20 protein-coding genes are annotated in these 25,242 nt (G+C 41.1%); 11 read left to right on the forward strand and 9 right to left on the reverse strand.

The window, feature by feature from the left end; genetic code table 11:
* The first annotated feature begins 12 nt into the window (after positions 1–12).
* Entirely contained in the window at positions 13–1,053 is a 1,041-nt protein-coding gene (locus ACULLH_RS03300; RefSeq protein ID WP_454087301.1) for an NADP(H)-dependent aldo-keto reductase, read from the forward strand.
* A 2-nt stretch (positions 1,054–1,055) separates the two neighbouring features.
* Here ACULLH_RS03300 and ACULLH_RS03305 read toward each other — a convergent pair whose 3' ends face one another.
* The 6 genes from ACULLH_RS03305 to panC all read right to left on the reverse strand — a co-directional run bounded on the left by ACULLH_RS03305 (position 1,056) and on the right by panC (position 8,104).
* The gene (locus tag ACULLH_RS03305) at positions 1,056–3,221 is read right to left on the reverse strand and encodes an outer membrane protein assembly factor BamB family protein (RefSeq protein WP_454087302.1); all 2,166 of its coding nucleotides are present in this window, start codon (positions 3,219–3,221) and stop codon (positions 1,056–1,058) included.
* A gap of 57 nt (positions 3,222–3,278) precedes the next feature.
* Complete coding sequence (radA, locus tag ACULLH_RS03310; protein WP_454087303.1) at positions 3,279–4,637, reverse strand: DNA repair protein RadA; 1,359 nt, start codon at positions 4,635–4,637, stop codon at positions 3,279–3,281.
* Positions 4,638–4,754: 117 nt separating this feature from the next.
* The gene (locus ACULLH_RS03315) at positions 4,755–5,897 is read right to left on the reverse strand and encodes an alpha/beta hydrolase (RefSeq protein WP_454087304.1); all 1,143 of its coding nucleotides are present in this window, start codon (positions 5,895–5,897) and stop codon (positions 4,755–4,757) included.
* A gap of 26 nt (positions 5,898–5,923) precedes the next feature.
* Positions 5,924–6,889 (reverse strand): lysylphosphatidylglycerol synthase transmembrane domain-containing protein, encoded by a 966-nt coding sequence (locus ACULLH_RS03320; RefSeq protein ID WP_454087305.1) that lies wholly within the window; start codon positions 6,887–6,889, stop codon positions 5,924–5,926.
* 2 nt (positions 6,890–6,891) lie between these two features.
* Positions 6,892–7,242, reverse strand: coding sequence for an aspartate 1-decarboxylase (gene panD / locus ACULLH_RS03325; RefSeq protein ID WP_190810094.1), 351 nt, complete (start codon positions 7,240–7,242; stop codon positions 6,892–6,894).
* A gap of 13 nt (positions 7,243–7,255) precedes the next feature.
* A complete protein-coding gene (gene panC, locus ACULLH_RS03330; RefSeq protein WP_454087306.1) occupies positions 7,256–8,104 on the reverse strand; it encodes a pantoate--beta-alanine ligase in 849 nt (282 codons plus the stop codon).
* A gap of 102 nt (positions 8,105–8,206) precedes the next feature.
* Between panC and ACULLH_RS03335 the strand changes: the two genes are divergently transcribed.
* From ACULLH_RS03335 to ACULLH_RS03360, 6 genes are all read left to right on the forward strand, one after another.
* Positions 8,207–9,016: a glycogen/starch synthase gene (locus ACULLH_RS03335; protein ID WP_454087307.1), complete on the forward strand. Its 810-nt coding sequence runs from the start codon at positions 8,207–8,209 to the stop codon at positions 9,014–9,016.
* 5 nt (positions 9,017–9,021) lie between these two features.
* The gene (locus ACULLH_RS03340) at positions 9,022–10,842 is read left to right on the forward strand and encodes a DUF4270 family protein (protein ID WP_454087308.1); all 1,821 of its coding nucleotides are present in this window, start codon (positions 9,022–9,024) and stop codon (positions 10,840–10,842) included.
* Between the two features lie 128 nt (positions 10,843–10,970).
* Entirely contained in the window at positions 10,971–12,818 is a 1,848-nt protein-coding gene (gene glmS / locus ACULLH_RS03345; RefSeq protein ID WP_454087309.1) for a glutamine--fructose-6-phosphate transaminase (isomerizing), read from the forward strand.
* Positions 12,819–13,024: 206 nt separating this feature from the next.
* The gene (locus ACULLH_RS03350) at positions 13,025–15,784 is read left to right on the forward strand and encodes a TonB-dependent receptor (protein ID WP_454087310.1); all 2,760 of its coding nucleotides are present in this window, start codon (positions 13,025–13,027) and stop codon (positions 15,782–15,784) included.
* 164 nt (positions 15,785–15,948) lie between these two features.
* Complete coding sequence (gene atpD, locus ACULLH_RS03355) at positions 15,949–17,457, forward strand: F0F1 ATP synthase subunit beta (protein ID WP_454087311.1); 1,509 nt, start codon at positions 15,949–15,951, stop codon at positions 17,455–17,457.
* 87 nt (positions 17,458–17,544) lie between these two features.
* Complete coding sequence (locus ACULLH_RS03360) at positions 17,545–17,823, forward strand: F0F1 ATP synthase subunit epsilon (RefSeq protein WP_136466640.1); 279 nt, start codon at positions 17,545–17,547, stop codon at positions 17,821–17,823.
* Positions 17,824–17,882: 59 nt separating this feature from the next.
* Here the strand turns inward: ACULLH_RS03360 and ACULLH_RS03365 are convergent, their stop codons facing one another.
* Positions 17,883–18,413: an N-acetyltransferase family protein gene (locus ACULLH_RS03365; protein WP_454087312.1), complete on the reverse strand. Its 531-nt coding sequence runs from the start codon at positions 18,411–18,413 to the stop codon at positions 17,883–17,885.
* Positions 18,414–20,210 carry a M61 family metallopeptidase gene (locus ACULLH_RS03370; protein ID WP_454087313.1) on the reverse strand — a complete coding sequence of 599 codons (1,797 nt, stop codon included), beginning with the start codon at positions 20,208–20,210 and terminating at the stop codon, positions 18,414–18,416.
* A 62-nt stretch (positions 20,211–20,272) separates the two neighbouring features.
* Between ACULLH_RS03370 and ACULLH_RS03375 the strand changes: the two genes are divergently transcribed.
* Genes ACULLH_RS03375 through bioD form a run of 3 tightly spaced genes read left to right on the forward strand, consistent with a single transcriptional unit; the run spans position 20,273 to position 22,417 of the window.
* Positions 20,273–21,427: an aminotransferase class I/II-fold pyridoxal phosphate-dependent enzyme gene (locus ACULLH_RS03375; RefSeq protein WP_454087314.1), complete on the forward strand. Its 1,155-nt coding sequence runs from the start codon at positions 20,273–20,275 to the stop codon at positions 21,425–21,427.
* Positions 21,420–21,806, forward strand: coding sequence for a putative signal transducing protein (locus ACULLH_RS03380; RefSeq protein ID WP_454087315.1), 387 nt, complete (start codon positions 21,420–21,422; stop codon positions 21,804–21,806). Before ACULLH_RS03375 ends, ACULLH_RS03380 begins: the two co-directional genes overlap by 8 nt.
* Positions 21,803–22,417 (forward strand): dethiobiotin synthase, encoded by a 615-nt coding sequence (gene bioD, locus ACULLH_RS03385; RefSeq protein ID WP_454087316.1) that lies wholly within the window; start codon positions 21,803–21,805, stop codon positions 22,415–22,417. Before ACULLH_RS03380 ends, bioD begins: the two co-directional genes overlap by 4 nt.
* Here the strand turns inward: bioD and ACULLH_RS03390 are convergent.
* Positions 22,409–23,893 carry an ArnT family glycosyltransferase gene (locus ACULLH_RS03390; RefSeq protein ID WP_454087317.1) on the reverse strand — a complete coding sequence of 495 codons (1,485 nt, stop codon included), beginning with the start codon at positions 23,891–23,893 and terminating at the stop codon, positions 22,409–22,411. The genes bioD and ACULLH_RS03390 overlap by 9 nt on opposite strands.
* 52 nt (positions 23,894–23,945) lie before the next feature.
* Here ACULLH_RS03390 and bioA point away from each other — a divergent pair, with 52 nt between their 5' ends.
* On the forward strand, positions 23,946–25,241 hold the full coding sequence (bioA, locus tag ACULLH_RS03395; RefSeq protein ID WP_454087318.1) for an adenosylmethionine--8-amino-7-oxononanoate transaminase: 1,296 nt from the start codon (positions 23,946–23,948) through the stop codon (positions 25,239–25,241).
* Position 25,242 lies beyond the last annotated feature (1 nt).

Below are 25,242 nucleotides of genomic sequence, written 5' to 3' on the forward strand. Positions count from 1 at the left end.
AAGTATTGCTAGATGAAATATACCAGACTACCACACACCGATATTAAAGTCAGCAAGATCTGTTTGGGGACCATGACATGGGGAAGACAGAACAGCGAAGAAGAGGGACATGAGCAGATGGATTATGCACTGGATCAAGGAGTCAATTTTTTTGATACTGCAGAGTTGTATCCCATTCCACCCAAAAAGGAGATCTATGCCGTAACGGAAGAGGTTATCGGAAACTGGTTCAAGAAAACCGGGAATCGCGATAAGGTGGTGCTGGCCACCAAAATTGCCGGAAGAGCTGATTTTACCAAATATATTCGGACAACCGGGTTTAGCAAAGATTCCATAATAAGTGCTGTAGAGGGAAGCTTAAAGCGTTTACAGACCGATTATATCGATTTATACCAATTGCATTGGCCTGAACGTAACACCAACTTTTTTGGCCAAAGAGGATTTAACGCACATTCCATAGATCCGTGGGAAGATAACATCCATCAAGTTTTGGAAACGCTTCGGGATTTGATTGCCGAGGGAAAAATTAGACATGTTGGCCTATCCAACGAAACTCCTTGGGGAACGATGCGTTATCTAGAGGAAAGCAAGGTGCATCAAAGTTTGCCAAGAATGCTCACCATTCAAAATCCTTATAGCTTGCTAAACCGTTTGTTTGAGGTCGGACTTTCCGAAATTTCCATGCGGGAAGATATTGGTCTTTTGGCATATTCTCCATTGGCATTTGGAGTTTTGAGCGGTAAATATTTGGATGCTGTTGCACCAAGAAAGGCACGATTGACCTTATTTCCGCATTATGACCGTTATAGTGGTGAAACAGCAACGGAGGCTACTAAAAGATACAGTGAACTGGCAGCAGATCATGGACTAAGTTTAGCTCAAATGGCATTGGCTTTTATAAATACCAGACCATTTTTGACCAGTAATATTATCGGCGCCACAAGTATGGAGCAGTTAAAGGAGAATATCGATAGTATTGATGTAGAGCTTTCCGATGAGGTTATCAAGGGGATTGAGGATATCCATAATTCCATTCCCAATCCAGCTCCCTAAGTTCACTCTAAAGCATAGGCTCGATATTCATCACCTGACGAGGTTCCCATTTTACCACCTCCGCAGGCGATGACCAAATATTGCTTGCCATCAACTTCATATGTAGCCGGAGTGGCATAACCCCCGGCGGGGAGATTGTCTTCCCATAACATTTTACCGGATTTCATATGGAAAGCACGGATTTTTTCATCCTTTGTTGCTGCTATAAAAAGAACTCCGCCAGCAGTGATAACAGGGCCACCATAATTCTCCGTTCCTGAAACTTGGATTTCAGGGTCATTCAGTTCCTCTTCGTGCCCTAAAGGGATGGTCCATAAATATTCTCCTGAATTCAAATCGATAGCGTTTAGGGTGCCCCATGGTGGTTTCACCACCGGAAAACCTCGATTGTCTTTAAAACGGCCAAATCCTCCCACGGCATATGGAACTTCCACATCTGTTTTTTCCACCCGATGATCAGTTTCTTCTTCAATACCCAAAAGATAGTTTGCGATGCCCGCAATTTCTTCATCAGACAGATTGGGCATCGCAGGCATAGCTCCTTTTCCAGTTTTGATAATGCTCGAAATGGAATCGGATGAAAACTTTTCTTTGAGATTTTGAAGATTTGGAATCGCCCCCAATCCTTGCAATTCACCCCCATGGCATCTAGCACAATGAATCTGGGTTGAAGTTGCGCCTCGATGGGATGTTTCTCCTTCTTTTCCACCTACTTTGGACATGCGTACTATCCAAGCCATTTCATTTGAATTCACATACATTACACCATTGGTCGGGTCCAGAGCGGCACCTCCCCATTCGGCCCCGCCGTCAGCTCCGGGGTACAAAATAACACCGGTGGTATCTATCGGAATGAATTGTCCGTTGGAGGTGATTTGTTCGAACTTGTCCAACACTGTCGGAGGATCAATGTTTTGATCTTTGTCCACGAAGTCATCCACAAAAGCGGGTCTATTGGGGTCATACAAATCTTCTTTTCTTAAAATCTGACGCGCAAAAGGTTCAGGTTTTAAAGGAAGAGGTTGTGTTTTGTGCGCTATCTCACCATCCAGTTTTGAAGCGGGATATTCTTTTTCTTCAATCGGAAAAAGCGGCTCACCCGTAAGACGATTGAAAATAAAAACATGTCCACTTTTGGTTACTTGGGCAACAGCTGGAATCTGTTCGCCATCTCGTTCCATTTCAAAAAGATTTGGAGGAGCAGGCAAATCTCTGTCCCACATATCGTGATGGACCATTTGAAAGTGCCAAACACGTTCTCCTGTTTCAGCGTCCAAGGCCAATAGGCTGTTTGCAAAAAGGTTTTCTCCTTCTCGGTCTCCACCATACCAATCGAAAGCAGCAGATCCCGTAGGGATATAAGCTATTCCATTTTTTGGGTCCAACGCAATTCCTGCCCAACTATTGGAACCCCCCACGGTTTTGTAGGCTTCTTTGGGCCAAGTATTGTATCCGAATTCACCAGGTTGTGGAATGGTATGGAAGATCCATTCGATAGCGCCGGTAATCACATTGTAAGCTCTAATATGTCCTGGAGATGACCCAGGGCCTTCACCCACTCGTGTGCCCATGATGAGCAAATTCTTATAAATAGCACCCGGAGTATTTGCTACTACCGATAATTTCTTTGGATCTCTTCCCAAGCCATCCCGCAGATCAATACTGCCATTGTCTCCGAATGAGGTAATTGCGGTGCCCGTTTCAATATCAACAGCATATAAATTGGGTCCCGAAGAAAAGAACAATCTACTTTTTCCATAGGAGTCGGATTCCCAAAAACTCAATCCACGATTTACCCCAAGCCCAGAAACATCTGCTAAAGGGGCTTCGAATTTCCAGATTTCTTCCCCGGTTTTTGCATTCAACGCAAAGAGTTCGATGGCCGCATTGACGCCATACAGCACATCATTTATGATCAAAGGGTTGGTCTGGATCTGTGTGGTTCTACCTTCTTCAATCCCACCACTTTTATAGGTCCAGGCCAGTTTGAGCTTGTTGATGTTCAAAGTGTCAATTTGATTAAGCGTTGAGTAATGAGACCTTCCAGGGTCACCAAGATAATGCTGCCAGGTGGTATGATTTTTAGTGATTGAAGACTCTTTTGAAGTTTCCTTGCAGGATAAAAGCAATAGAGAAATTAGAAAAACGGAGAGTTTGAAGTTTTTCATGGAGATGTTTTTCTAAATATAAAAAGATAAAGCAAGGGAATCAAGAGGGGATACAGTCTAAAATAGAGCGCTTACCACATCTTCAATCTTGGAGACCAAATTCACTTGGATAGCAGTGTTCTTTAATCCGACCTTGTTGTTTTTGGATACATATATTACGGTAAAGCCTAATTTTTCGGCTTCCAAAATTCGTTGATCCACACGTTGAACAGGTCTTATCTCTCCCGCAAGTCCTATTTCTGCGGCAAAACACACCCCTTTTTCAATGGGGACATCGGCGTTGCTCGAGAGAATTGCTGCCACAACGGCCAAATCAATAGCTGGGTCGTCCACTGAGATTCCACCGGTAATATTCAAAAAAACATCCTTGGCACCTAGCTTAAACCCGGCCCTTTTCTCCAACACAGCCAAAAGCATGTTCAATCGTTTCGCATTGAAACCGGTTGCCGAACGTTGAGGTGTTCCATACACCGCGGTACTTACCAAAGCCTGTATTTCTATCAACAACGGTCGCATACCTTCAATAGTAGCTGCGATGGCCGTTCCGCTCAAGTCTTCTTCATTTTTGGAAATCAACACCTCGGAAGGATTATTAACCTCACGAAGGCCACTTCCTTGCATTTCATAAATACCCAATTCCGCCGTGGAACCAAAGCGATTTTTTAAAGAGCGAAGAATTCTATATACATAATTGCGATCACCCTCAAACTGCAAAACAGTATCAACCATATGTTCCAAGATCTTTGGCCCGGCAATGGTTCCGTCCTTGGTAATATGTCCGACCAAAATGACCGGGGTATGACTCTCCTTGGCAAATTTGATGAGCTCTGCGGTGCATTCCCGAATTTGTGAAATACTCCCAGCGGCCGATTCAATATAATCGGTATGCAATGTTTGAATGGAATCAATAACCAAAATATCGGGTTCCAGGGCAGCTATTTGCTGAAAGATATTTTGGGTCTTGGTTTCTGTAAGGATATAGCAGGTTTCACTATTGGGATAAATACGGTCCGCCCGCATCTTTATCTGTTTCTGACTTTCCTCTCCAGAAACGTATAATGTTTTGTAGGATAGTTTTAAGGCAATCTGTAAGAGCAAGGTGCTTTTTCCAATTCCCGGTTCGCCTCCTAAAAGCGTTAGGGAACCTGGAACCAAACCGCCTCCCAAAACTCTATTGAACTCTTGGTCCCTTGTATCTAACCGAAGTTCTTTTTCATGGGTAATCTCCGAAATTTTTAACGGAGCGGATGCCTTTTTGGTCGAATTTGAGCTCGTTTTCCAGCTTCTCTTTTCCTCTTTTTGAACCACTTCCTCCACAATGGTGTTCCATTGCTTGCAAGAAGAACATTGTCCGACCCATTTGGGATATTGGGCACCACAATTTTGACAGAAGAAAGCAGTTTTGGTCTTGGCCATTCGGTTAAAATGAAGGGCCTAAAGATATAGAATTAGATGTTTGGATGTTTGGATTTTTGGAGTGTTCTATTATTGAATAATCCCAACCAAGAATTTGTAATCTAACAATCCGATAATCTAATAGCCAAAGTCAGCTTTTAGGGCATCAATCTTTTCCAGGGCCATATCCTTGGTCAAAAAGTCAATTTCTTCCATTTGGAAGGCCTTTTCGAAAGTCTTGAATGCTTTTTTGGGTTCACCGAGTTGCTCATAGTATTCGCCTTCAAAATAAAAGCCCATCATGGTTTCAGGAAACTGCTTTTTACATACTTCCGACAATGGTTTTAAGGACTCAAAATCATCTTTTTTTAAACAAGCGGCGTAAATTGCCATAATATCGTTGAGCTCCACGGGCTTTCTAAATCCAAGGAGTTTCTCGATCATATCGTAACGATCTTGTAAATATTTGAATACGGGCTCATCCGAGGCAAGGATTTCGGTCTTGTATTCTTTTGGAGTAATAGGGCGAAAAATCTTGAATACATTGTCAAAGGCTTTGCTTACCCCATATGCTGCAATAGAAACATGGTCGGCGTCATTATATTCATCAAAGAAGTAATGAAGCGATTCTTTGGAAATGGATTTTATGGCATTGCTCATTTGAAGAATACGCTGCCTATCCTCTGTGGGCTCTTTTTCGAGCACAACGTTGTAAAAAATTTCTTGATCTAAATCGGACAATCTGGAAGGAACCCTACTTTCCATTTCTGTGGCCAAGACTGGGGAAATGGACAAGTATGAATTGAACAAAGACTTATCCTTGAACAAAAAGTAGTTCCCAAAGTTTGCTGTAATATCATAGCCGATGAACATCTTGAAGGGAGCTACGTTGTATTGGGTCTCCAAATAGGGAATAAGCTCAGTACCCAAGAACTCATAGAACTGTGCGCCTTTTTCAGTTGGAAGGCCGGTCGTCTGTTCAAAATCACAATCTTCCCAGCGTAAATCGTTTTCGGCTTGGTCAACACCAACGATGATGGCTTCTGGCATTCTATGATGACGACTATAAAATTTGGCGTTGGCCACGACAATATCGAAAAGATATTCTGCATCCAAAACCACTAAAAGCGGGTATTTTTTATCTTCGGAATAGTCCTCAGGGAAATAATAGGAAACATCCCTTCTTTCTTGAAGTTTGAAGGACTCGAAAATTTCTTTTTTTACTTGAGCACCCAGATTAAAGCACAGCAGGCCTATTAAAATAAATAGACATTGTCTCATTTGATAAAGTTTTTCTTGGCAGGGGTTTACCGATTTCTATTCAATAACGGCAAGATGATAAAGGATATTGTCCCGGCAACCACCACCATTAGTGTCTGTGCTGTCCACATAATCCAACCATAGGCTTTGCCGGAATTTTCACTTACACCGTATACCATTAAAGTAGCTGCCACCGCTATTGGGAAGAATCCCAAACCACCATTGGTTGTTGCCATGGCAAAAGCTCCTGCCACAAATGCTACCAAAAACGCTCCTAAAGGAAGTTCAGTGGTTTCAGGTACCGTGAACTTGATCACCCAAAACATACCAACATAGCATGCCCAGATAAAAAAGGTGTGAAAGATAAAAGCGCCCCTTCGTTTCATTTTGAAGATGCTAAGAACCCCATCTAAAAGGCCATTCAAGAAGGTTTTAATTTTTATGGCCAGTTTTGAGGATGATTTTTTGATAATTCGAATTGAAATAAAAAGCCCAAGAACTCCTACTAAAAGCAATATCAACGATCCGACCAGGCCAATTCCATTTTCTTCCAAAATGCCCAATATCACATCGGTTTGAACCAGAAGGGCAGCGGCTATGATCAGCAAAAGCATGATGACGTCGATAATCCTTTCTGTAACGATAGTACCAAAACCTTTTTCGAAAGGGACCTCTTCGTAGGTGGTCAGTGCTGTGGCCCTTAAAAATTCCCCTGATCGTAAGACAAGGGTGTTCGCAAAATAACTGGTAAGTATAATTAGCACATTATTGATCAGTTTAGGCTTATAACCCATGGGGCGCAAAAGATAGTTCCAACGTATGGCCCTTGAAATGTGACTCAATATTCCCAAGAATATGGATAAGAGAACCCAAATAGGGTCTGCATTTTTGATGGCCTCCACAATTCTGACCCTATCTTCTGGAGTGGTTGAGTTATAGGAATAAAAAACAAGCCCCAATCCAATAAGGATAGGGATTGAAATTTTCAGGAATTTTTTGAGAGAACTGCTCAAAACTAGTTCAAAAGATTGGTTTCCTCGTTAGGGAATACCAATGCTGGATTGAATGATTTTGCTTCTTCAATTTCCATCCATGCATAGGTTATGAGAATGAGCACATCGCCAACGGCAACTTTTCGGGCCGCGGCTCCATTTAGTGTTAGTTCGCCTGAGCCCCTTGGACCCGGAATTGCGTAAGTTTCCAAACGCTCTCCGTTGTTATTGTTGACGATCTGTACCTTTTCTCCTCGAATTATGTTCGCTGCATCCATCAAATCCTCATCGATGGTGATACTGCCAATATAATTGAGGTCGGCGCCTGTGACCTTCACTCTATGGACTTTGGATTTTACAACTTCTACTTGCATGGTGCAAAATTAGTTAATTCAATCTTAGATTATCTATAAGCCTTACGCCTTCGGCATAAACGGCTATAAAAGCTCTATATTTTTTATTTGTCTGTCTTTTTGTAATTGGTGCCAAAGTATCCTCATCTGCAATTTCAAAATACTCCAACTTCAACTGCTCATTTTTTTTGAATTGGGACCTAACCCAATCCGCAATATGATTAGCACTTTCCGTGCCAAATTTTGTTTTGGCAGTTTCGAGGGTTTTATTTATAAAACCAGCTTCATTTCTTGTCGTTTTTGACAGGCGTTCATTACGTGAACTCATGGCCAAACCATGAGGTTCGCGTTCAATGGGACAGGGAACAATTTCATAGGGTAAACCCTTTGTCTGCACCATTTTCTTAATGATTTGAAGCTGTTGAAAATCTTTCTCACCAAAGTATGCTCTGTCAGGGGAAACAGCAGAGAGCAAAAGCTCCACGATTGTTCCTACACCATCAAAATGTCCTTCTCTGTATTTGCCCTCCATTACCTCGTCCAATCCGTCAAATTCATAGGATTCGGATTTTACTTTTCCGTCATAGATTTCATCGGCCGAAGGGGCGAACACCACAATGCGCTCAGAAACTTGCTGTAAGAGTGCCAAATCCTTATCAAGGCTTCGAGGATACTTTTCCAAATCATCCTTTTTGTCGAACTGGGTAGGATTGACAAATATGCTCACGACCACCACTTCATCTTGGGAAAGCGCTGTTCTGACCAAGGACAAGTGTCCTTGATGTAAGGCACCCATGGTCGGGACAAGCCCAATGGTCCGGTTTTCAGCCCTGTGGGCAGTCAAGAATGGATTTAACTTTCTTTTTTGATCAAATACTTGCATAGAGTAGTTCAAAAGCGTGCAAAAATACTATAAATACTGCTAATCGGCATAATTTTTGTACTTTTGCAGCTACGTTTTTCAGATAAGCAAAAGAAAGTGTTTATGAATGGTAAAAAGATATTGTTTGTATCTTCAGAATTAGTGCCCTATCTACCAGAGAATCAAGTTTCCTTAATGTCATACGAAGCGCCGAGAATGGTCAATAGCAATGGTGGCCAAATTCGAATTTTTATGCCTCGTTATGGCAATATTAATGAAAGAAGGCATCAATTGCATGAGGTAATTCGTTTATCTGGGATGAACTTGGTCATCAATGACATGGATATGCCGTTGATCATTAAAGTAGCATCAATTCCAAGGGAGCGTATTCAGGTTTATTTTATCGACAACGAGGAATACTTTAAAAGGAAGGCTACTTTCGAAGATGCTGATGGGAACCTGTTTGCGGATAATGACGAGAGAGCGATATTTTTTGCCAAGGGAGTGGTTGAAACAGTAAAGAAGCTAAACTGGTCACCAGATATCATACACGTCCATGGATGGATGGCTTCATTGCTACCACTGTATTTGCGCAAATATTATGCCGATGAGCCACTGTTTGCAGATAGTAAAATAGTTACTTCTATATATGACAAAGGTTATGCTGGAGAGTTGGATGGGGACATGATAGATAAAATTGCTTTTGATGGCATTGATAAGGAAAGTATTTCTTCCCTTTCAACACCTGACTATAATAATTTGTTAAAAGTTGCCGCCGATTATTCCGATGCCATTATTTTAGCCTCGGAAGAGGTGTCGGAGGACTTAAAAAATCATATTGCGAATCTTTCCAAACCAGTATTGCCTTATGTCTCTCTTCAGGAGGCAGAAGAAGCGTACACAAATTTCTATACAACAGAAGTTTTAAAATAAATTGCATGAAATTTTCTAGGATTTTAAAAGTTTCAGCTTTAGTTGGAACTTTATTTCTGATCGTTACTTCTTGTGAGGAGGAACTGGACACTATTGGGGAAGGAGTTATAGGTGGCGAACCTTTTACCACTGGAAAGCAATCGTATGATGTATTTGCCTTTAACAAAGGTATAGAGGCCGTGCAGACAAATCGGTTGCCGCTTTACCAATTGGGAACTTTTAATGATCCGTTTTATGGAACAAGGAATGCAAGTATAGTTTCGCAAGTTTCATTATCAACAACAGATCCTAATTTTGGTGATTCTTCACAGGAGACGGAGGATAATGCCGACAACGATGATTTGGACTCCACTATTCCAGAAAATGAAACGGTCAAAGAAGTTTATCTCTATATACCGTTTCAACTACCGCCTACTTCTTTGCGAGACACTGATGGGGATGGCGTTGAGGATATTTTTGACGCTGACCCCGAAGATCCTAATTCGGACACAGATGGTGATGGCGTTTCTGACAATAGTGAGCGAATCGTAGGATCTAACCCATTTGATCCCAATGAAGATGGTACAGGGGATAACTTTGTGGCGAATACTTTTCCAAAAAGATTTGATTTGGACAGTATTTATGGGGATAGAGGTGAAGATTTTAATCTTAGAGTTACCAGAAATAACTTTTTCTTAAGGAATTTGGATCCCAACACTAATTTTCAGGAAGCACAAGAGTATTTCTCGAACCACGATTTTGCTCCCTTTGAAGGAGAGGTGCTTTTTGAAGGACCTATTACCGTAAGTGATGAGGAAATGTTGTTCTTTAACGAGGATGACCCTGATACCGATGATGTTGACGAATCTACAACAGTTAGAACCCGGCTAAATCCTGGCATACGTGTTGCTCTGGACAACGATTTCTTTCAAACAAATATTCTTGACAAAGAAGGACAGTCGGAGTTATTGAGCCAAGCAAATTTTCAGGACTTTCTAAGGGGGATACGGATTTCAGGCCAATCTGATATAGAAGAATTGATGTTTCTATTGGATCTGACCCAGGCGAACATAACAATTACATATGAATTCCAGGATTATAATGTCACGGATGAGGCAGTTGAGACTGTAGAGCGGGATTTTGTGCTTAACCTTTTGGTAAACACAAATGGATTTATCACGGGTAATGCTGTGAACACTTTTGTAGACGAACCGTTTCCAGATATCGTTGTCAATGCGCTGGATAATGGCGAAAATGCTTCTAGAATATACATGAAGGGGGGAGCAGGAACCATTGCAGAAGTAAGATTGTTTGATGAGGCTGAGAACGGTGGAGCAGATATTATAGATGAGATACGATCCAACAATTGGATAATTAATGAGGCCAATTTGGTTTTTTATGTAGATCAAGAAGAACTAACATTGAATGGAGGAACGGTGGTTGAGCCACCTCGACTATACCTTTACAATGGTGAGACCAATCAACTCATATTCAATCCAGCAAACGAGAATAGCGTGACCAATGAACCCTTAGGGCTGTTTTTGGATTATGATGGCATTCTGGAAAAAGAAAACAACCAAGGTGTCAAGTATACCATCAGAATTACTGAACATATCAATAATATCATTGTTAGGGATTCGACCAATGCAAAATTGGCCCTTACTTTGACATCCAATATCGGTCTGGGTACTGTAACAGAGGCCGTGGGATCACAGGAACCTGTTTTGGATGTTCCGGTTATGGCGAACATAAATCCCTTGGGAACAGTACTTTTTGGAAGCAACGTTATCTCAGGGAATGAGGATAAAAAGTTGAAATTGGAAATTTACTATACCCAAGCGAACTGATAAACCCCTTTTTAACCCCCATTTATAGAGTTTTTTTGCTTTAGAACCGATTGTGATACTAAATATCCCAATTGTAATACTAAATTTGCACATAACTCAAACTATTATAACTACTTAAAACTATTCTTATGTGTGGAATCGTTGGATATATTGGTCACAGGGATGCTTATCCGATCATTATAAAAGGATTACAACGTCTTGAATACCGGGGCTACGACAGTGCAGGTATTGTATTGTTCGACGGTGAGCAGACCCATCTTTCCAAGACCAAGGGCAAGGTAGAGGATTTAAAGAAGAAATCGGAAGCCACAATTGACATCAAAGGGAAATTAGGACTTGGTCATACCCGTTGGGCCACCCATGGAGTTCCAAACGATACCAATTCCCATCCGCATTACTCCAACTCAGGAGATTTGGTGATTATCCATAATGGAATCATCGAAAACTATGAGGCCATAAAAAAGGCGCTTATAGAACGGGGATATACCTTCGAATCAGATACTGATACAGAGGTCCTGGTGAATCTTATTGAAGAAGTAAAAAAGAAGGAAGGTGTAAAACTGGGGCAAGCTGTTCAAATAGCTCTGAACCAAGTTGTGGGAGCTTATGCGATTGCTGTTTTTGACAAGAACAAGCCCGATGAGATTGTTGTTGCCAAATTGGGTAGTCCCTTAGCTATTGGAATCGGAGAAAATGAGTATTTTATAGCGTCAGATGCCTCACCATTTATCGAGTTCACCAATAATGCGGTGTATCTTGAAGATGAGGAAATGGCCATAGTGCGCATTGGTAAGGAAATCAAACTTCGCAAGATTAAGGACGACGCCATAGCATATCCCAATATTCTTGAGCTTCAATTGAACCTTGAGGAAATTGAAAAAGGAGGGTATGATCACTTCATGCTCAAGGAAATTTACGAACAACCAAGGGCAATTTTAGATACCTACCGAGGTCGATTGTTGGCAGATCAGGGAATTATCAAGATGGCTGGAATTGACCAAAACTTGGAGAAATTCCTGAATGCGAACAGAATCATTATCGTGGCTTGTGGTACTTCTTGGCACGCCGGCCTCGTTGCAGAGTACATTTTTGAGGATTTGGCGCGGATACCAGTGGAAGTGGAGTATGCTTCCGAATTCAGATATCGAAATCCGGTTATCACCGAAAATGATGTTTTGATAGCCATATCACAGTCTGGTGAAACAGCGGATACTTTGGCGGCTATTAAATTGGCCAAAGAAAAAGGAGCTTTTGTGTTTGGAGTGTGCAATGTGGTCGGATCTTCCATTGCAAGAGAAACTCATGCCGGGGCCTATACACACGCTGGGCCCGAGATTGGAGTAGCCTCAACAAAGGCATTTACAACACAGATTACTGTCCTGACGCTTATTGCCTTGAAATTGGCCCATGAAAAAGGAATGCTCTCGGAGTCTAAATATCATGAGTATTTGACAGAGCTGGAAAGTGTTCCTTCCAAAGTTGAAAAAATGTTGGAGTCCAATCAGGTTGTAGAAGATATTTCAAATATCTATAAGGATTCTTCAAATTGTCTTTATTTAGGTCGGGGATATAATTTTCCGGTTGCCCTGGAGGGTGCATTGAAACTTAAGGAAATCAGTTACATTCATGCGGAAGGTTACCCAGCTGCCGAAATGAAACATGGACCGATTGCCCTGATTGATGAACAAATGCCTGTGATTGTTATTGCTACCAAAAAGGGACATTATGAAAAGGTCGTGAGCAATATCCAAGAGATAAAATCTAGGAGTGGTAAAATCATAGCAATTGTTACCGAAGGGGATGTTACCGTAAAAGAGCTTGCAGATCATGTTATCGAAGTTCCTGAAACATCAGAAAGTCTATCTCCATTATTGACGACAATCCCTTTACAATTGTTGTCATATCACATCGCAGTGATGCGTGGTTGTAATGTTGATCAACCTCGTAACCTGGCAAAATCGGTTACCGTGGAGTGACTTGGTATAATCAATAAAATATGGAAAAAGCATCGATTTCGATGCTTTTTTTGTTAAAACCATAGCGAAACGATGGTTTTTTTACCAAAAAATTACTATGCATGCATAATTTTTTTCAATTTTGTGGTAACCAAATGAAAAAAAATGTATCTTCCGACTCCAATACTTAGCAGATCTTTAAACTAATTAACTCAAATTCAAAACTGATGAGAAGATTAATGATAATTTCCCTCATGCTGTTTGGTGTTATCTCTTATGCACAGACCACAGTACAGGGAAAAGTAGTTGACGAAAATAACGAACCAATACCAGGGGCCAATGTGGTCTTGGTAGGAAAGGCAGAAGGAACCACTACTGATTTTGATGGAAACTTTACCTTTAATACTTCTGAACAACCACCCTTTCAACTACGAGTTACGGCTATAGGATTTTCCGATTTCCTGACCAATGTGACTTCCAATAATCAAACGCTTTCCATAACCCTTTCTGAAGCATCAACACTGTTGGATGAAATAGTTATCTCAGCTTCTAGAACACCAGAACGGATCTTTGAATCTCCCGTTTCTGTTGAGAGATTCGGGTTAAGGGAAATAAAAAATACAACCGCTGAATCATTCTATGGCGGACTACAAAACCTTAAAGGAGTTGATATCAATACAAATAGTTTGACCTTTCAGTCAATCAACACTAGGGGTTTTGCCACCTTTGCGAACAATAGATTTTTGCAATTGGTTGATGGAATGGACAACTCCGCACCCGGTCTGAACTTCGTTTTAGGAAACTTGGTGGGTATGTCAGAATTGGAAGTTCAAAGTATTGAGATTCTACCTGGAGCTTCATCGGCATTATATGGTGCGGGCGCTTTCAACGGGATTTTGTTTATGAACAGTAAAAGCCCCTTTGACTTTCAGGGTATCAGTGCCTATGGAAAAACTGGGATAACTTCCCAAGACGCAGCTGGAGATAACAATTATTACGACTTAGGAATTAGGGTTGCCCACGCCTTTAGTGATAAACTTGCAATAAAGGCAAATCTGTCCTATTTAAAAGGTGAGGATTGGCATGCGGTAAATACCACGGACTTTTCCAATCTTGGAGCCGATAGAACAGACCCTAACTATAATGGGTTGAACATATATGGTGACGAGGTTTCGACTTTGCTGAATTTTGATGCCGCCGCTGGACTTCCTGCCGGTACTGTAGGAAGTGCCCAGGTTTCAAGAACGGGCTATGCGGAAAGTGATTTGTTGGATTACGATGCAGAAAGTGTAAAGACAGATTTTTCAATTTTTTACAGACCTTTCGCTGATGACTTCGAAATCATATATAATGGAAGGGTAGGACGAGGAAATACCATTTATCAAGGAGCAAACAGGTATTCGGTAAAGAATTTCATCCTTCAACAACACAAAATTGAGTTTAGAAATAAGAACTTTTTCCTAAGAGGTTATATTACCACTGAGAATGCCGGGGATTCTTACGATACTCGATTTACCGCCATTAACATAAATAGAGCGTGGAAAGATGATGTACCGTGGTTTACTGATTATGCTGCAACCTATATTCCTACATTCTTAGGGGGTATTCAGCAAGGAGGATTAACAAGAGAGCAAGCTTCTGTTGCAGCCCATGCAGCGGCAAGACAAGCAGCTGATACAGGACGATTGATTCCCGGAACTCCAGCTTTCCAAAGCGCATTCAATACGGTGACCAATGATGGTGACCTAACTACTGGCTCAAAGTTTATTGACAATACCAAATTCCGTCATATTAATGGAAATTACAATTTGGCACATTTGATTGATGATTGGGCTGATTTACAGATTGGAGGATCGTACAGACAATACGAGTTGAATTCGGGGGGAACAATCTTTACAGATCTTGATGGCCCAATCAAGTACGATGAATACGGCGCTTATGTCCAGCTTCAAAAGAAGTTTTTGGATGATCGATTAAAGTTCACGGGTTCCGCCCGTTATGATAAAAACGAGTTCTTTGATGGTTTTGTTTCCCCAAGGGTTTCATTCGGGTACACAGCCGGGGAAAACAGAAATCATAATTTAAGGATATCTGCTCAGCAAGGTTTTAGAAATCCAACTACCCAAGATTTATTTATTGGATTGAATGCAGGTTCCGCTATTTTGGTTGGTTCTGCTCCTGCCAATTTGGATAGGGATGTTAGAACCTTTAATGTCAGTCAAAGTGGCCAGGGAGTAATTGGTCAATCTACAGTGGAAATAGTTGGTAGAGCTGCTTATGAAAATGCTTATTCCTTGAGCTCAGTTCTTAGTGGAGCTCCTGAAGCTGTCAATACCTCAATAATCAAACCTGAAGAAATCACGGCCTTGGAAGCTGGGTATAGAGGTCAGATTGGGAAATTCACTATTGATTTAAGTGGATACTACAATAGCTACAAAGATTTCATAGCGAACGTAACCGTATTGGTGCCATTTTATGGAACCGCAGGAGATGGAGGACTTTCATTACTTGCACTTCAAAACGGGGATAGACAGCCCTATCAAACCTATACCAATTCAACAACGGACATTAATTCTTACGGAGGTACCATTGGTGTGGACACCAAAATTGGTGATTTCGATTTGGGTGTTAACTATACCTATGCAGAGTTGGATTTTGACGAAGCAAGGTTCCCTGACTTTAGAACAAACTTCAATACGCCAAAGCATAAGGTGAAGGCTTCTTTTGGAAACACCGAGCTTTTCAAAAACTTTGGCTTCAATGTAAACTACAGATGGAGCGATAGTTATTTCTGGGAAGCTTCATTTGCCGATGGCGATGTGCCTGCCTATACCGTTTTGGACGCACAAATCAATTATACCGTTCCAAGTATAAAGTCAGTGTTCAAGGCTGGTGGTTCCAATATTTTGGGTGATGAGTACTTTACTGCTGTTGGTACCGGTAATATTGGGTCCATTTATTATGTTTCTTGGACAATTAATCCATAAAAAGGAAGTAATCAGATATTCAAAAAGCGCCGAAATTTTCGGTGCTTTTTTTGTTGCTAAAAAAACAAATTTTAAGTTTCTTATTACAAATGGAATAGTATATCTTTGCAGCCGGAAAAAAAGCAGTTTTTTCCTCACGTATACAATTAAAAATAAACACAGTAATGTCTAAAGTTACAGGTAAGGTTGCACAGATTATTGGCCCGGTCATCGATGTTGAATTTGAGTCGGGAACTGAAATCCCAAAAATTTATGATTCCCTTGAAATCAACAAAGCCGATGGATCCAAATTGGTTTTGGAAGTTCAATCACATATTGGAGAGAATACGGTAAGAACCATTTCAATGGATTCAACCGATGGTTTGAGTAGGGGAGTTGAGGCCATTGCCACAGGAAATGCAATTCAAATGCCAATCGGGGAAGATGTTTACGGACGACTTTTCAACGTAATTGGAGACGCTATCGATGGTTTGGAAGATTTGCCAAAAACTGGAGATAATGGATTGCCAATCCATAGAGAGGCCCCAAAATTTGAAGACCTTTCAACTTCTACTGAAGTATTGTTTACTGGAATCAAGGTTATCGATTTGATCGAACCATACGCAAAAGGTGGTAAAATTGGATTGTTTGGAGGTGCAGGTGTTGGTAAAACCGTATTGATTCAGGAATTGATCAACAACATTGCAAAAGGACACGGTGGTCTTTCTGTATTTGCTGGTGTTGGTGAAAGAACGCGTGAAGGAAACGATTTGCTTCGTGAGATGTTGGAGTCCGGTATTATCAAATACGGAGACGATTTCTTGCACTCTATGGAAGAAGGTGGATGGGATTTGTCCAAAGTAGATAAAAAAGCAATGAAAGAATCGAAAGCGACTTTCGTTTTCGGACAGATGAACGAACCTCCTGGTGCTCGTGCAAGGGTGGCCCTTTCTGGATTGACCATTGCAGAATATTTCCGTGATGGAGCTGGAGACGGGCAAGGAAAGGATGTACTTTTCTTCGTGGATAACATCTTCCGTTTTACACAAGCTGGTTCTGAGGTATCCGCACTTCTTGGACGTATGCCTTCAGCGGTAGGTTACCAACCTACTTTGGCAACGGAGATGGGTGCGATGCAGGAAAGAATTACATCTACAAAGAGAGGTTCCATTACATCGGTGCAGGCGGTTTACGTTCCTGCGGATGACTTAACGGATCCTGCCCCTGCTACAACATTTGCCCACTTGGATGCAACAACGGTACTTTCACGTAAGATTGCTGAGTTGGGTATTTATCCTGCTGTGGATCCTTTGGATTCTACTTCAAGGATTTTGACTCCTGAAATCTTAGGAAAAGATCATTACGAATGTGCACAACGGGTAAAAGAGTTGTTGCAACGCTATAAAGAACTTCAAGATATTATTGCCATCCTTGGTATGGAAGAACTTTCAGAAGAGGATAAATTGGCTGTAGGTAGAGCAAGAAGGGTTCAGCGTTTCTTGTCGCAACCTTTCCATGTTGCTGAGCAGTTTACCGGTATCCCTGGGGTATTGGTTGATATTAAGGATACCATCAAAGGATTCAACATGATCATGGACGGTGAACTAGATCACCTGCCAGAATCAGCCTTCAACCTTAAGGGAAGCATTCAAGATGCTATTGAGGCTGGAGAGAAAATGTTGGCTGAGGCGTAATCGAGCGTTACTCGATAAACTACAAATTTCAAGCACCAAAAACCAAAAAAGGTAAGTTGGAATTTGAAGATTGAAATTTTTAAAAATATGTATTTAGAAATTGTATCACCAGAAGCCACTTTGTTTGCAGGAGAAGTAACCTCGGTTACCGTTCCTGGCATTAATGGCGAATTTCAAATGTTGCAGAACCACGCACCTATAGTTTCTTTGCTACAAGAAGGGGATGTAAAAGTGCAGGGTGATATCACCATTGAGGAGGATTTTCAAAACAAATTCTCCAAAGGACCAAATGGAGAAACAGTTTTGTCCATTTCGAGCGGCACCATTGAAATGAAGGATAATAAAGTTATTGTATTGGCAGATTAGAAAAGCCAATAATGATTTACAAAGCCGGTCACTGAGCGTAGTCGAAGTGACCGGCTTTTTTATTTTAGGGTAATTAGAAGCCAATCCTTCCCATCCGAACTGTACTTTTTTAATTCAGAGAACCCAACAGCTTTATGGGCATTGACTGACCTTTGGTTTTTGGCATCAACCTCAGTTATGATGGAATCAAAACCACGGGGTAACTTTTCCTTCATGGTTTTGTAAAGCCTTCGGAACAGACCTTTGCCCCGGTGCGTTTTAGCCACGCAAATCTGTCCCATAACCATGTAATTGCCATTATTCTTGACAACTTTGTTGATTTCATGGAACATGGGCTTCAGCACCTCAATGCTTTCCGCAAATTTGGGATGCATGCAAAGGGCATAGGCGACTACTTTTTCTTCGTCCAACGCGATGATGTGCCCGCATTCATCATTCATTTCCTTTAGAATCGACAGGGAATGTTCCACAGTTAAAAAACCCTCCCGTTCCTTTTCCTTCGCGGTAAGATTCTTGGGAAGATTTTGTTGCTGCAGCTCAAGAATCTGCTCAAGATGATCAATGGTTGTAGCCTGCGTAAAATGTATCATCTATTCGCTCTTGAGCCACTTGTTCCGCTTTTTTAACATGTCAACCGAAGGTTGTAGCGTCGTATCTTCCATCAGAATTATGGCATAATTCGGACTGGGCTCTAAAATCATGTCGGTTGTCTTTGGACTTCCAAATCGGGAAAAGTTAACCTTCAGGGAGTCACCCAATGTAAATTGCTTTAAGTAATCTGTAAATGTCTGTCCACCGACTAATGGAATGTCATTAACAGTTGCAATAGCGTCCCCTTTTGTTAATCCAGCTTTATAGGCGGGACTTCCTATTTTTGGATTTGCACCTATGATTACTGAAGTATTGTCCTCATTAGGAGACACGTAAGCACCGAAATATGGATTAGCACCATTTTGAGCTAACTGTACTCCAACAGATTCGAAAAGCGAAGCGTAATCAGGCATGCCACTTTGGTAAATGAATGCATTGAAAAAATTATCTCCGAAGGATTTACCGGCATATTCGTTCAGTAGCATATGTAAATTTTCAATGGTATATGGGATTTCCTTTTTTCCTTGACGCTGCCAGACCAATTTCATGTAATCATCAAGATTGAGTCCTTTTTGTCTTAGCGAGAGATCTAACGCCAACCCCAAAACACTGCCATAGGAATAATACGAGATGAACGTATTTTCTCGGTTTACGGGATCCACGGTTGTTGCGGCATCCACAAAGGGAGCTTGATAACTCATTTCAATAGGATTAAAGAATCTACGAGCTGGAGAAGTCCAAACGTAGTTGAAGGTGCCTGTAAGTCCTTCAATATATTCTTTTGGAGAAATAAGTCCTGCTCGACATAGAATTAAGTTGGTGTAGTAGCTGGTAAACCCCTCGGCAAACCATAGGGCACCACTCATGTCGGCAGCTTCAAAATCGAAGGGCTCCAAACTTTTTGGTCGGATGCGTTCAACATTCCAAGCATGGAAAAACTCGTGGGAAACGGTTCCAATGTTGCGTGTCATTCCTCCATCTGCCAAACTTCGAGTTGTTGTTAAAATTGTAGAATTGCGATGTTCCATACCATCGCCAGAAGCATTCGGAATATAACATGCCAAAAAGGTGTAGGTGCCATAATCAAACTTAGGAAGTTCTCCATAAACTTCTTTTTGCTCCAAAACAGTCTTTTTCACCCTTTCAAAATATTCATCTGCTTCTTCTTCCGTCCCGTTATGGTGTAGGGCCAGTTGTATGGTTTGCCCATCCAACTCAAAAGATTTCAGAGTAAAATTGCTAATTTCTGTTGGACTGTCCATAAAATAATACAGGTTTGGTGCTGTATGTGTGGTTCCGGATACCAGCGGTAATTGGGTAGCCACTTTCCAATTCAAATCTTCCCGGACATCAAAATCAACCTCAATTTTACGATTCCCCAACTCTGGTACATACATGAATGTAGCGGGAATATTCAAATGGGCGTGGGTCTCATCAATCTGGGAGTAGGTTCCATCTCCGCGATTGGCAAAAAGAATATAGCTTATTTTGACCATGCCATCATGGCCTGATACTTCCCATTCGTATGGATTTGGCCTATACACTTTTAAGCCCTTTCCTTGGCTATCCGTGGCTTTAAATCCGTATACATTTTTTGCAAATTCGTGCAGGGCATATCTTCCAGGTGATGTTCTGCTCATTCGGAAAGCTATGGTGTCCATGCTCAAATTGGGAAAGTTAGCTTCTATGACAGCTTCGTGATGTACGGCATTTTCAAACGAAATCCTGTACGTGTTGGTTTGACCTAAAACTACCCAGGTGAAAATCAGGGTAAAAAAAGTAAATGGGGTTTTCATTTTTCAATGGTTTATTAAGGACGAATATAATGTTTAAGGATAGTAAATACTAAATTTGTCGTATGGCCAAACTTCCCAAGAAGCTCGAGCGAAAACTGGAAAAAAGGAGACAGGACGATGCCTTGAGGGCACTTACCGAACTGCAATCCCTTGTAGATTTTTCTTCCAACGATTATTTGGGGTTGACCAAAAATCCGAGTTTGGCAGATGCCATTGCAAAACTTTTGGACGCGCACAGCTTGAATCCCTATGGATCGTCGGGATCAAGATTGCTTACCGGAAACCATGTGTTGTATAAAGAACTGGAGGATTTTCTATCGGACTACCATAATGCAGAAGCTGCCCTTGTCTTCAACTCAGGTTACGATGCCAATATTGGTTTTTTCTCCTCAGTGCCCCGACGTGGGGATATAATATTTTATGATGAATTGGTTCATGCCAGTATTCGTGATGGTATTCAAATGAGCAATGCCAAAAGCTATAAGTTCGCCCACAATGATTTAAATGATTTATCGAAAGTTATTGAGCGGAGCCAAAAAGACCTTAGTGACGAGTCGGAAATCTACATCATCACCGAATCCGTTTTTTCTATGGACGGGGATTCTCCCAATTTGGAAGCATTGGCCAACCTTTGTGCCGAAAACGACTGTCATCTGATTGTTGATGAAGCGCATGCTACGGGAATTTATGGTGATAGAAAAGATTTGATTTGTGAATTGGGACTTGAAAACAAAGTATTTGCCCGAATCATCACTTTTGGTAAGGCAATCGGCAATCACGGAGCAGCTGTTTTATGCAGTGGGGAGGTAAAAACTTACCTTATCAATTTTGCCAGAAGCTTGATTTACTCCACTGCACTTTCACCCCATAGCATAGCATCAATTTTGACTGCATATCGATATTTGCAAGATCACGGAAAAGCGGAACACACAAAACTCCTGAACAATATCGAATACTTTAAAGAACAGATTCAATCATTGGGACTTGAGGAAAATTTTATTGATAGTGATTCAGCAATCCATTGTTTGGTAGTGCCGGGAAATCAAAAAGTAAAAGCATTATCCAAACAACTCAAGGGAAAAGGTTTTGATGTCAGGCCCATACTATCTCCAACGGTAAAAGAAGGGGAAGAACGATTGCGATTTTGTTTACATTCGTACAATACAAAAGAAGAAATTAGGAACGTACTTCAAATGTTAAGTGATTACAATGAGTAAAGATTTGGTGACCTTGGGGAGTTTTGAATTTTTGGCGGATGTTCAGATCATTAAAGGAAGGCTGGAAGCTGAAGGCATAGAAGTTGTTTTAAAGGATGCAAATACGGTTAGCGTAGAACCTTTTGCCAGCAATGCGTTGGGAGGTATAAAATTGCAGGTGTACAGTTCTGACAGGGAAAGAGCGCAGACTATTTTCAATGAGGTACGCAATTATGCAGTGGATGAAAATGGGGTGCTTATTAAGTGTCCTAACTGCGGACAACGCAAATCTGAAACACATTATTTAAGAAATACCATATTCTATAAACTTTTCCCCTTTTTTGAACCTAAAAAGTACCGTTGTACGCAATGTAATTTTATTACAAGGCCACACCAATGAAAATATTTGTCACAGGAATATCCACAGAGGTTGGTAAAACGGTCGCATCCGCCATTGTTGTGGAAGCGCTCGATGCAGATTATTGGAAACCGGTCCAGGCAGGTGATTTGGATAATTCTGATAGCCATAAAATCCAAAATTTGATTTCGAATGGGAAGACCGTTATCCATAAGAACAGCTATGCACTGAACACTCCCATGAGTCCCCATGCGGCGGCGGAGATTGATGGAATAACCATCGAATTGGATAAAATTATTCCTCCCCAGACCGAAAACCACTTGGTTGTTGAAGGTGCAGGCGGGTTGTTGGTGCCGCTAAACGACAAAGACACTATTTTTGATATAATTCAACCCGATGATAAAGTCATTGTAGTGTCCAGACACTATTTGGGGAGTATTAACCATTCCTTGCTGACCATCGAAAAACTTCAAGAAAGAAATCTACAGATTGGAATTATCTTCAGTGGAGATGAGCATCCAACAACAGAGAGCATCATACTCAAAAAAACAGGAATTACTTTTTTAGGCAGAATTGATGAGGAAGAGAGCTTTGACAAAACAGTCATTAAAAAATATGCGACTCGATTCAAAGCTGCACTTGAATCATTCTAACCGTTGATAAATCAAGCCCCGGTCAATGGTTTTGACCAAGGTGTAGTGGTTGATTAGATAGGAATCGATATAATCATTGAAATCGGTCAACTTCTTGTCAAATATTCTTTTCCCCTTTCGGGCCACAACGGTTTTTGGTCGAACTATTTCCATAATATACCTTAACTCTTGCATTCCAGTTTCCCGTGGGTTTTTCATGAAGGGAAAAAGCTCCTCTCGGGTAATGCTACTGGGATGGGTAGCTGCTTTGGTGGGAGGGTGTTCTCCCAGAACCCAATATCCGATATGATACTCGGTAAAAAAGATATCCCTCGTTTCAAGATTATTTTCAATAATGTAATTGGGAACATCGATGCCCTCTCCATTAAATAAGGAACCTTTGTTCATTTTGTTTGAGATTACATTGGCATATTCCAAATAGGTTTCCATAGGAAGAAGAACGAGAAGGAATGGAATAATAACTGAATACTTTTTTTGAATAGGCGGAAGTTTGCTGGTTGCAATTCCAATGGGAATTAAGATAAAAGGATATAACTGTATCAGATAATGTCCATTTACCTTTCCAGTTTGCATGAACGAAAGTAAAATACCAATAATGACGGCCGTAAGCAGTTGAATGGGCCTTGACTTGAAATCCACAACTTTTGACCTGAATCCTGCATACAGCAATCCAGCAACAATGACAACAAAGGGAAGTGTTTTAAGAAGTGAATGCTGCTTTGACCCGGCATAAGCAAGAGGAGCTTCAAAAATGGACTCCCACCAGGTAAGGAGCTCTCCTTGCAGGTAATAGGGAACTGCGGTCAAAAGAACAAGAGTTGTAAATCCAGTTCCCATTACCATTAGCCGTTGAAAGTTGTGCCAAAACTGTTTTTTTGCCAATTTGTTCCAAACCAAAAAAATCACCAAGGCCAATAAGGGATAGGCCATGTTTAGTTTAGACATTACTGATAACCCAAAGAGAACCCCAATGACAAAATACCAACCCCAACTTTCTTTGCGTAGCAAAAGGTATATCCCAACGGCAAAGAACAGTGTACAGATATGCTCTGACATAACACCTTGTAGGCTTCCAAATAAACTCAATAGGAAGACACAGAAAACTGCGCACCAAAAACTTACTTTTTTGGTGGTAATGCTTCTTCCAATACCATAAGTGAACAAAGCGGTTAAGGCCACCAAAACAACACCAAACAATCTGATGGCTATAAAACTTTTACCAAATGCCTTAATAATCAGCGCAAAGAACAAAAAGGTAATTGGGGGTTTCAAGTCCCAAAGTTGGGTGTAGGGCAAATGGCCATCAACCCAGGATTGCGCCATGATGATGAAGGTACTTTCATCGCGGTCCACATAATCCCGAAAAAAGAATGGGAACCGTATGAAGAAAGCTATCAAAAACAGGACTAAAAAAACCGTTTTCCAGTTTAAGGTGGCATAATTTGGCGTTAAATATTGAATTGCTTTTTTAAGCACGGTTGGGAAGTGGTTTTTTGTGTTTTATTAGCATCTTTGCAAGATAGATAAATTGAAGCGTTTGACTAATCCAGTTGCATTGGAAAAATTATCGCACAGGGATAAAAAGCATCTTTGGCACCCATTAACCCAGCACAAAACCGCAGATCTGCCCAAGGGCATTGTGAGGGCCAAGGGAGCTTTGCTTTTGGATGAGGAAGGTAACACCTATATCGATGGCATTGCATCATGGTATACGGCCATGTACGGACATTGCAATGAAGATATTGTTGCTGCAATGACTGAACAGATGAAGCAATTGGATTTTGTCATGTTCAGTGGATTCACCCATGAACCGGCAGTAAGGGTTTCCGAGGAGTTAATGAAAATTTTACCCGACAATCAGGCTAAAATATTTTTCAATGATAATGGCTCCACTGCGGTTGAGGCTGCTATAAAAATGACGCTTCAATATCACTTTAATAAAGGTGATAAAAGGGATACGATTATAGCTTTTGATGAAGGTTTCCATGGTGATACGTTTGGGGCGATGAGTGCTTCTGGGCTTTCGGTCTACAATGGGCCTTTTGAAGATTTTTTAATGAAAGTAGAACGAATCCCACCGCCCAACGAACAAAATATTGAACAGGTATTGGCCCAGTTGGATACAATTTTGACGAATAACAAATGTGCGGCATTTATTTTTGAGCCATTAGTCCAAGGAGCAGCCGGAATGAAATTCCATTCGGCAAAAGGGCTCGATAGCATTATTAAAAAGTGTCAGGAGGTTGGCATACTTTGTATCGCCGATGAGATTATGACCGGGTTTGGTAAAACTGGCGGTAATTTTGCCTCGGATCAACTGGAGAAACAACCTGATATTATGTGCTTAAGCAAGGCGCTCACAGCAGGAATGTTCCCGTTAAGCATTACCAGTTGTTCCCAAGAGGTTTTTGATGCTTTTTATAGTGAGGAATTGGCTAAAGGCTTTTTTCATGCCCATACATTTAGCGCCCATCCTTTAGGATGCGCGGCCGTACTGGCAGGGCTTGAATTGTTGTCTTCAGACAGCATTTTGGACAGGAGGGAGTACATTGCCAAAAAACATAAAGAATTTGTCTTAAAAATCAAGAATAACCCCAAAGTAAAGGATGCACGTTCCATGGGAGTTATACTGGCGGTGGATATAGAAACCAAAATGGACCGTTATGGCAAATTGCGAGACCGTCTTTATAAGCATTTTATGGACAACGGGGTAAACCTTCGCCCCCTGGGCAATACAATTTATACCATCCCTCCCTATGTGATTGAAGATGAGCAGCTACAACAGATTTATAAAACCATTGAAGGGGCAATTGAAATTGTTTAGT

This window comes from Flagellimonas sp. 2504JD4-2, from assembly GCF_053642935.1.

Excerpts from the sequence above, each read along its gene's own strand:
- ACULLH_RS03300 (WP_454087301.1), top strand. The coding sequence starts at position 13 with ATGAAATATACCAGACTACCACACACCGATATTAAAGTCAGCAAGATC.
- ACULLH_RS03305 (WP_454087302.1), bottom strand. The coding sequence starts at position 3,221 with ATGAAAAACTTCAAACTCTCCGTTTTTCTAATTTCTCTATTGCTTTTA.
- radA (WP_454087303.1), bottom strand. The coding sequence starts at position 4,637 with ATGGCCAAGACCAAAACTGCTTTCTTCTGTCAAAATTGTGGTGCCCAA.
- ACULLH_RS03315 (WP_454087304.1), bottom strand. The coding sequence starts at position 5,897 with ATGAGACAATGTCTATTTATTTTAATAGGCCTGCTGTGCTTTAATCTG.
- panD (WP_190810094.1), bottom strand. The coding sequence starts at position 7,242 with ATGCAAGTAGAAGTTGTAAAATCCAAAGTCCATAGAGTGAAGGTCACA.
- panC (WP_454087306.1), bottom strand. The coding sequence starts at position 8,104 with ATGCAAGTATTTGATCAAAAAAGAAAGTTAAATCCATTCTTGACTGCC.
- ACULLH_RS03335 (WP_454087307.1), top strand. The coding sequence starts at position 8,207 with ATGAATGGTAAAAAGATATTGTTTGTATCTTCAGAATTAGTGCCCTAT.
- ACULLH_RS03340 (WP_454087308.1), top strand. The coding sequence starts at position 9,022 with ATGAAATTTTCTAGGATTTTAAAAGTTTCAGCTTTAGTTGGAACTTTA.
- glmS (WP_454087309.1), top strand. The coding sequence starts at position 10,971 with ATGTGTGGAATCGTTGGATATATTGGTCACAGGGATGCTTATCCGATC.
- ACULLH_RS03350 (WP_454087310.1), top strand. The coding sequence starts at position 13,025 with ATGAGAAGATTAATGATAATTTCCCTCATGCTGTTTGGTGTTATCTCT.
- atpD (WP_454087311.1), top strand. The coding sequence starts at position 15,949 with ATGTCTAAAGTTACAGGTAAGGTTGCACAGATTATTGGCCCGGTCATC.
- ACULLH_RS03360 (WP_136466640.1), top strand. The coding sequence starts at position 17,545 with ATGTATTTAGAAATTGTATCACCAGAAGCCACTTTGTTTGCAGGAGAA.
- ACULLH_RS03365 (WP_454087312.1), bottom strand. The coding sequence starts at position 18,413 with ATGATACATTTTACGCAGGCTACAACCATTGATCATCTTGAGCAGATT.
- ACULLH_RS03370 (WP_454087313.1), bottom strand. The coding sequence starts at position 20,210 with ATGAAAACCCCATTTACTTTTTTTACCCTGATTTTCACCTGGGTAGTT.
- ACULLH_RS03375 (WP_454087314.1), top strand. The coding sequence starts at position 20,273 with ATGGCCAAACTTCCCAAGAAGCTCGAGCGAAAACTGGAAAAAAGGAGA.
- ACULLH_RS03380 (WP_454087315.1), top strand. The coding sequence starts at position 21,420 with ATGAGTAAAGATTTGGTGACCTTGGGGAGTTTTGAATTTTTGGCGGAT.
- bioD (WP_454087316.1), top strand. The coding sequence starts at position 21,803 with ATGAAAATATTTGTCACAGGAATATCCACAGAGGTTGGTAAAACGGTC.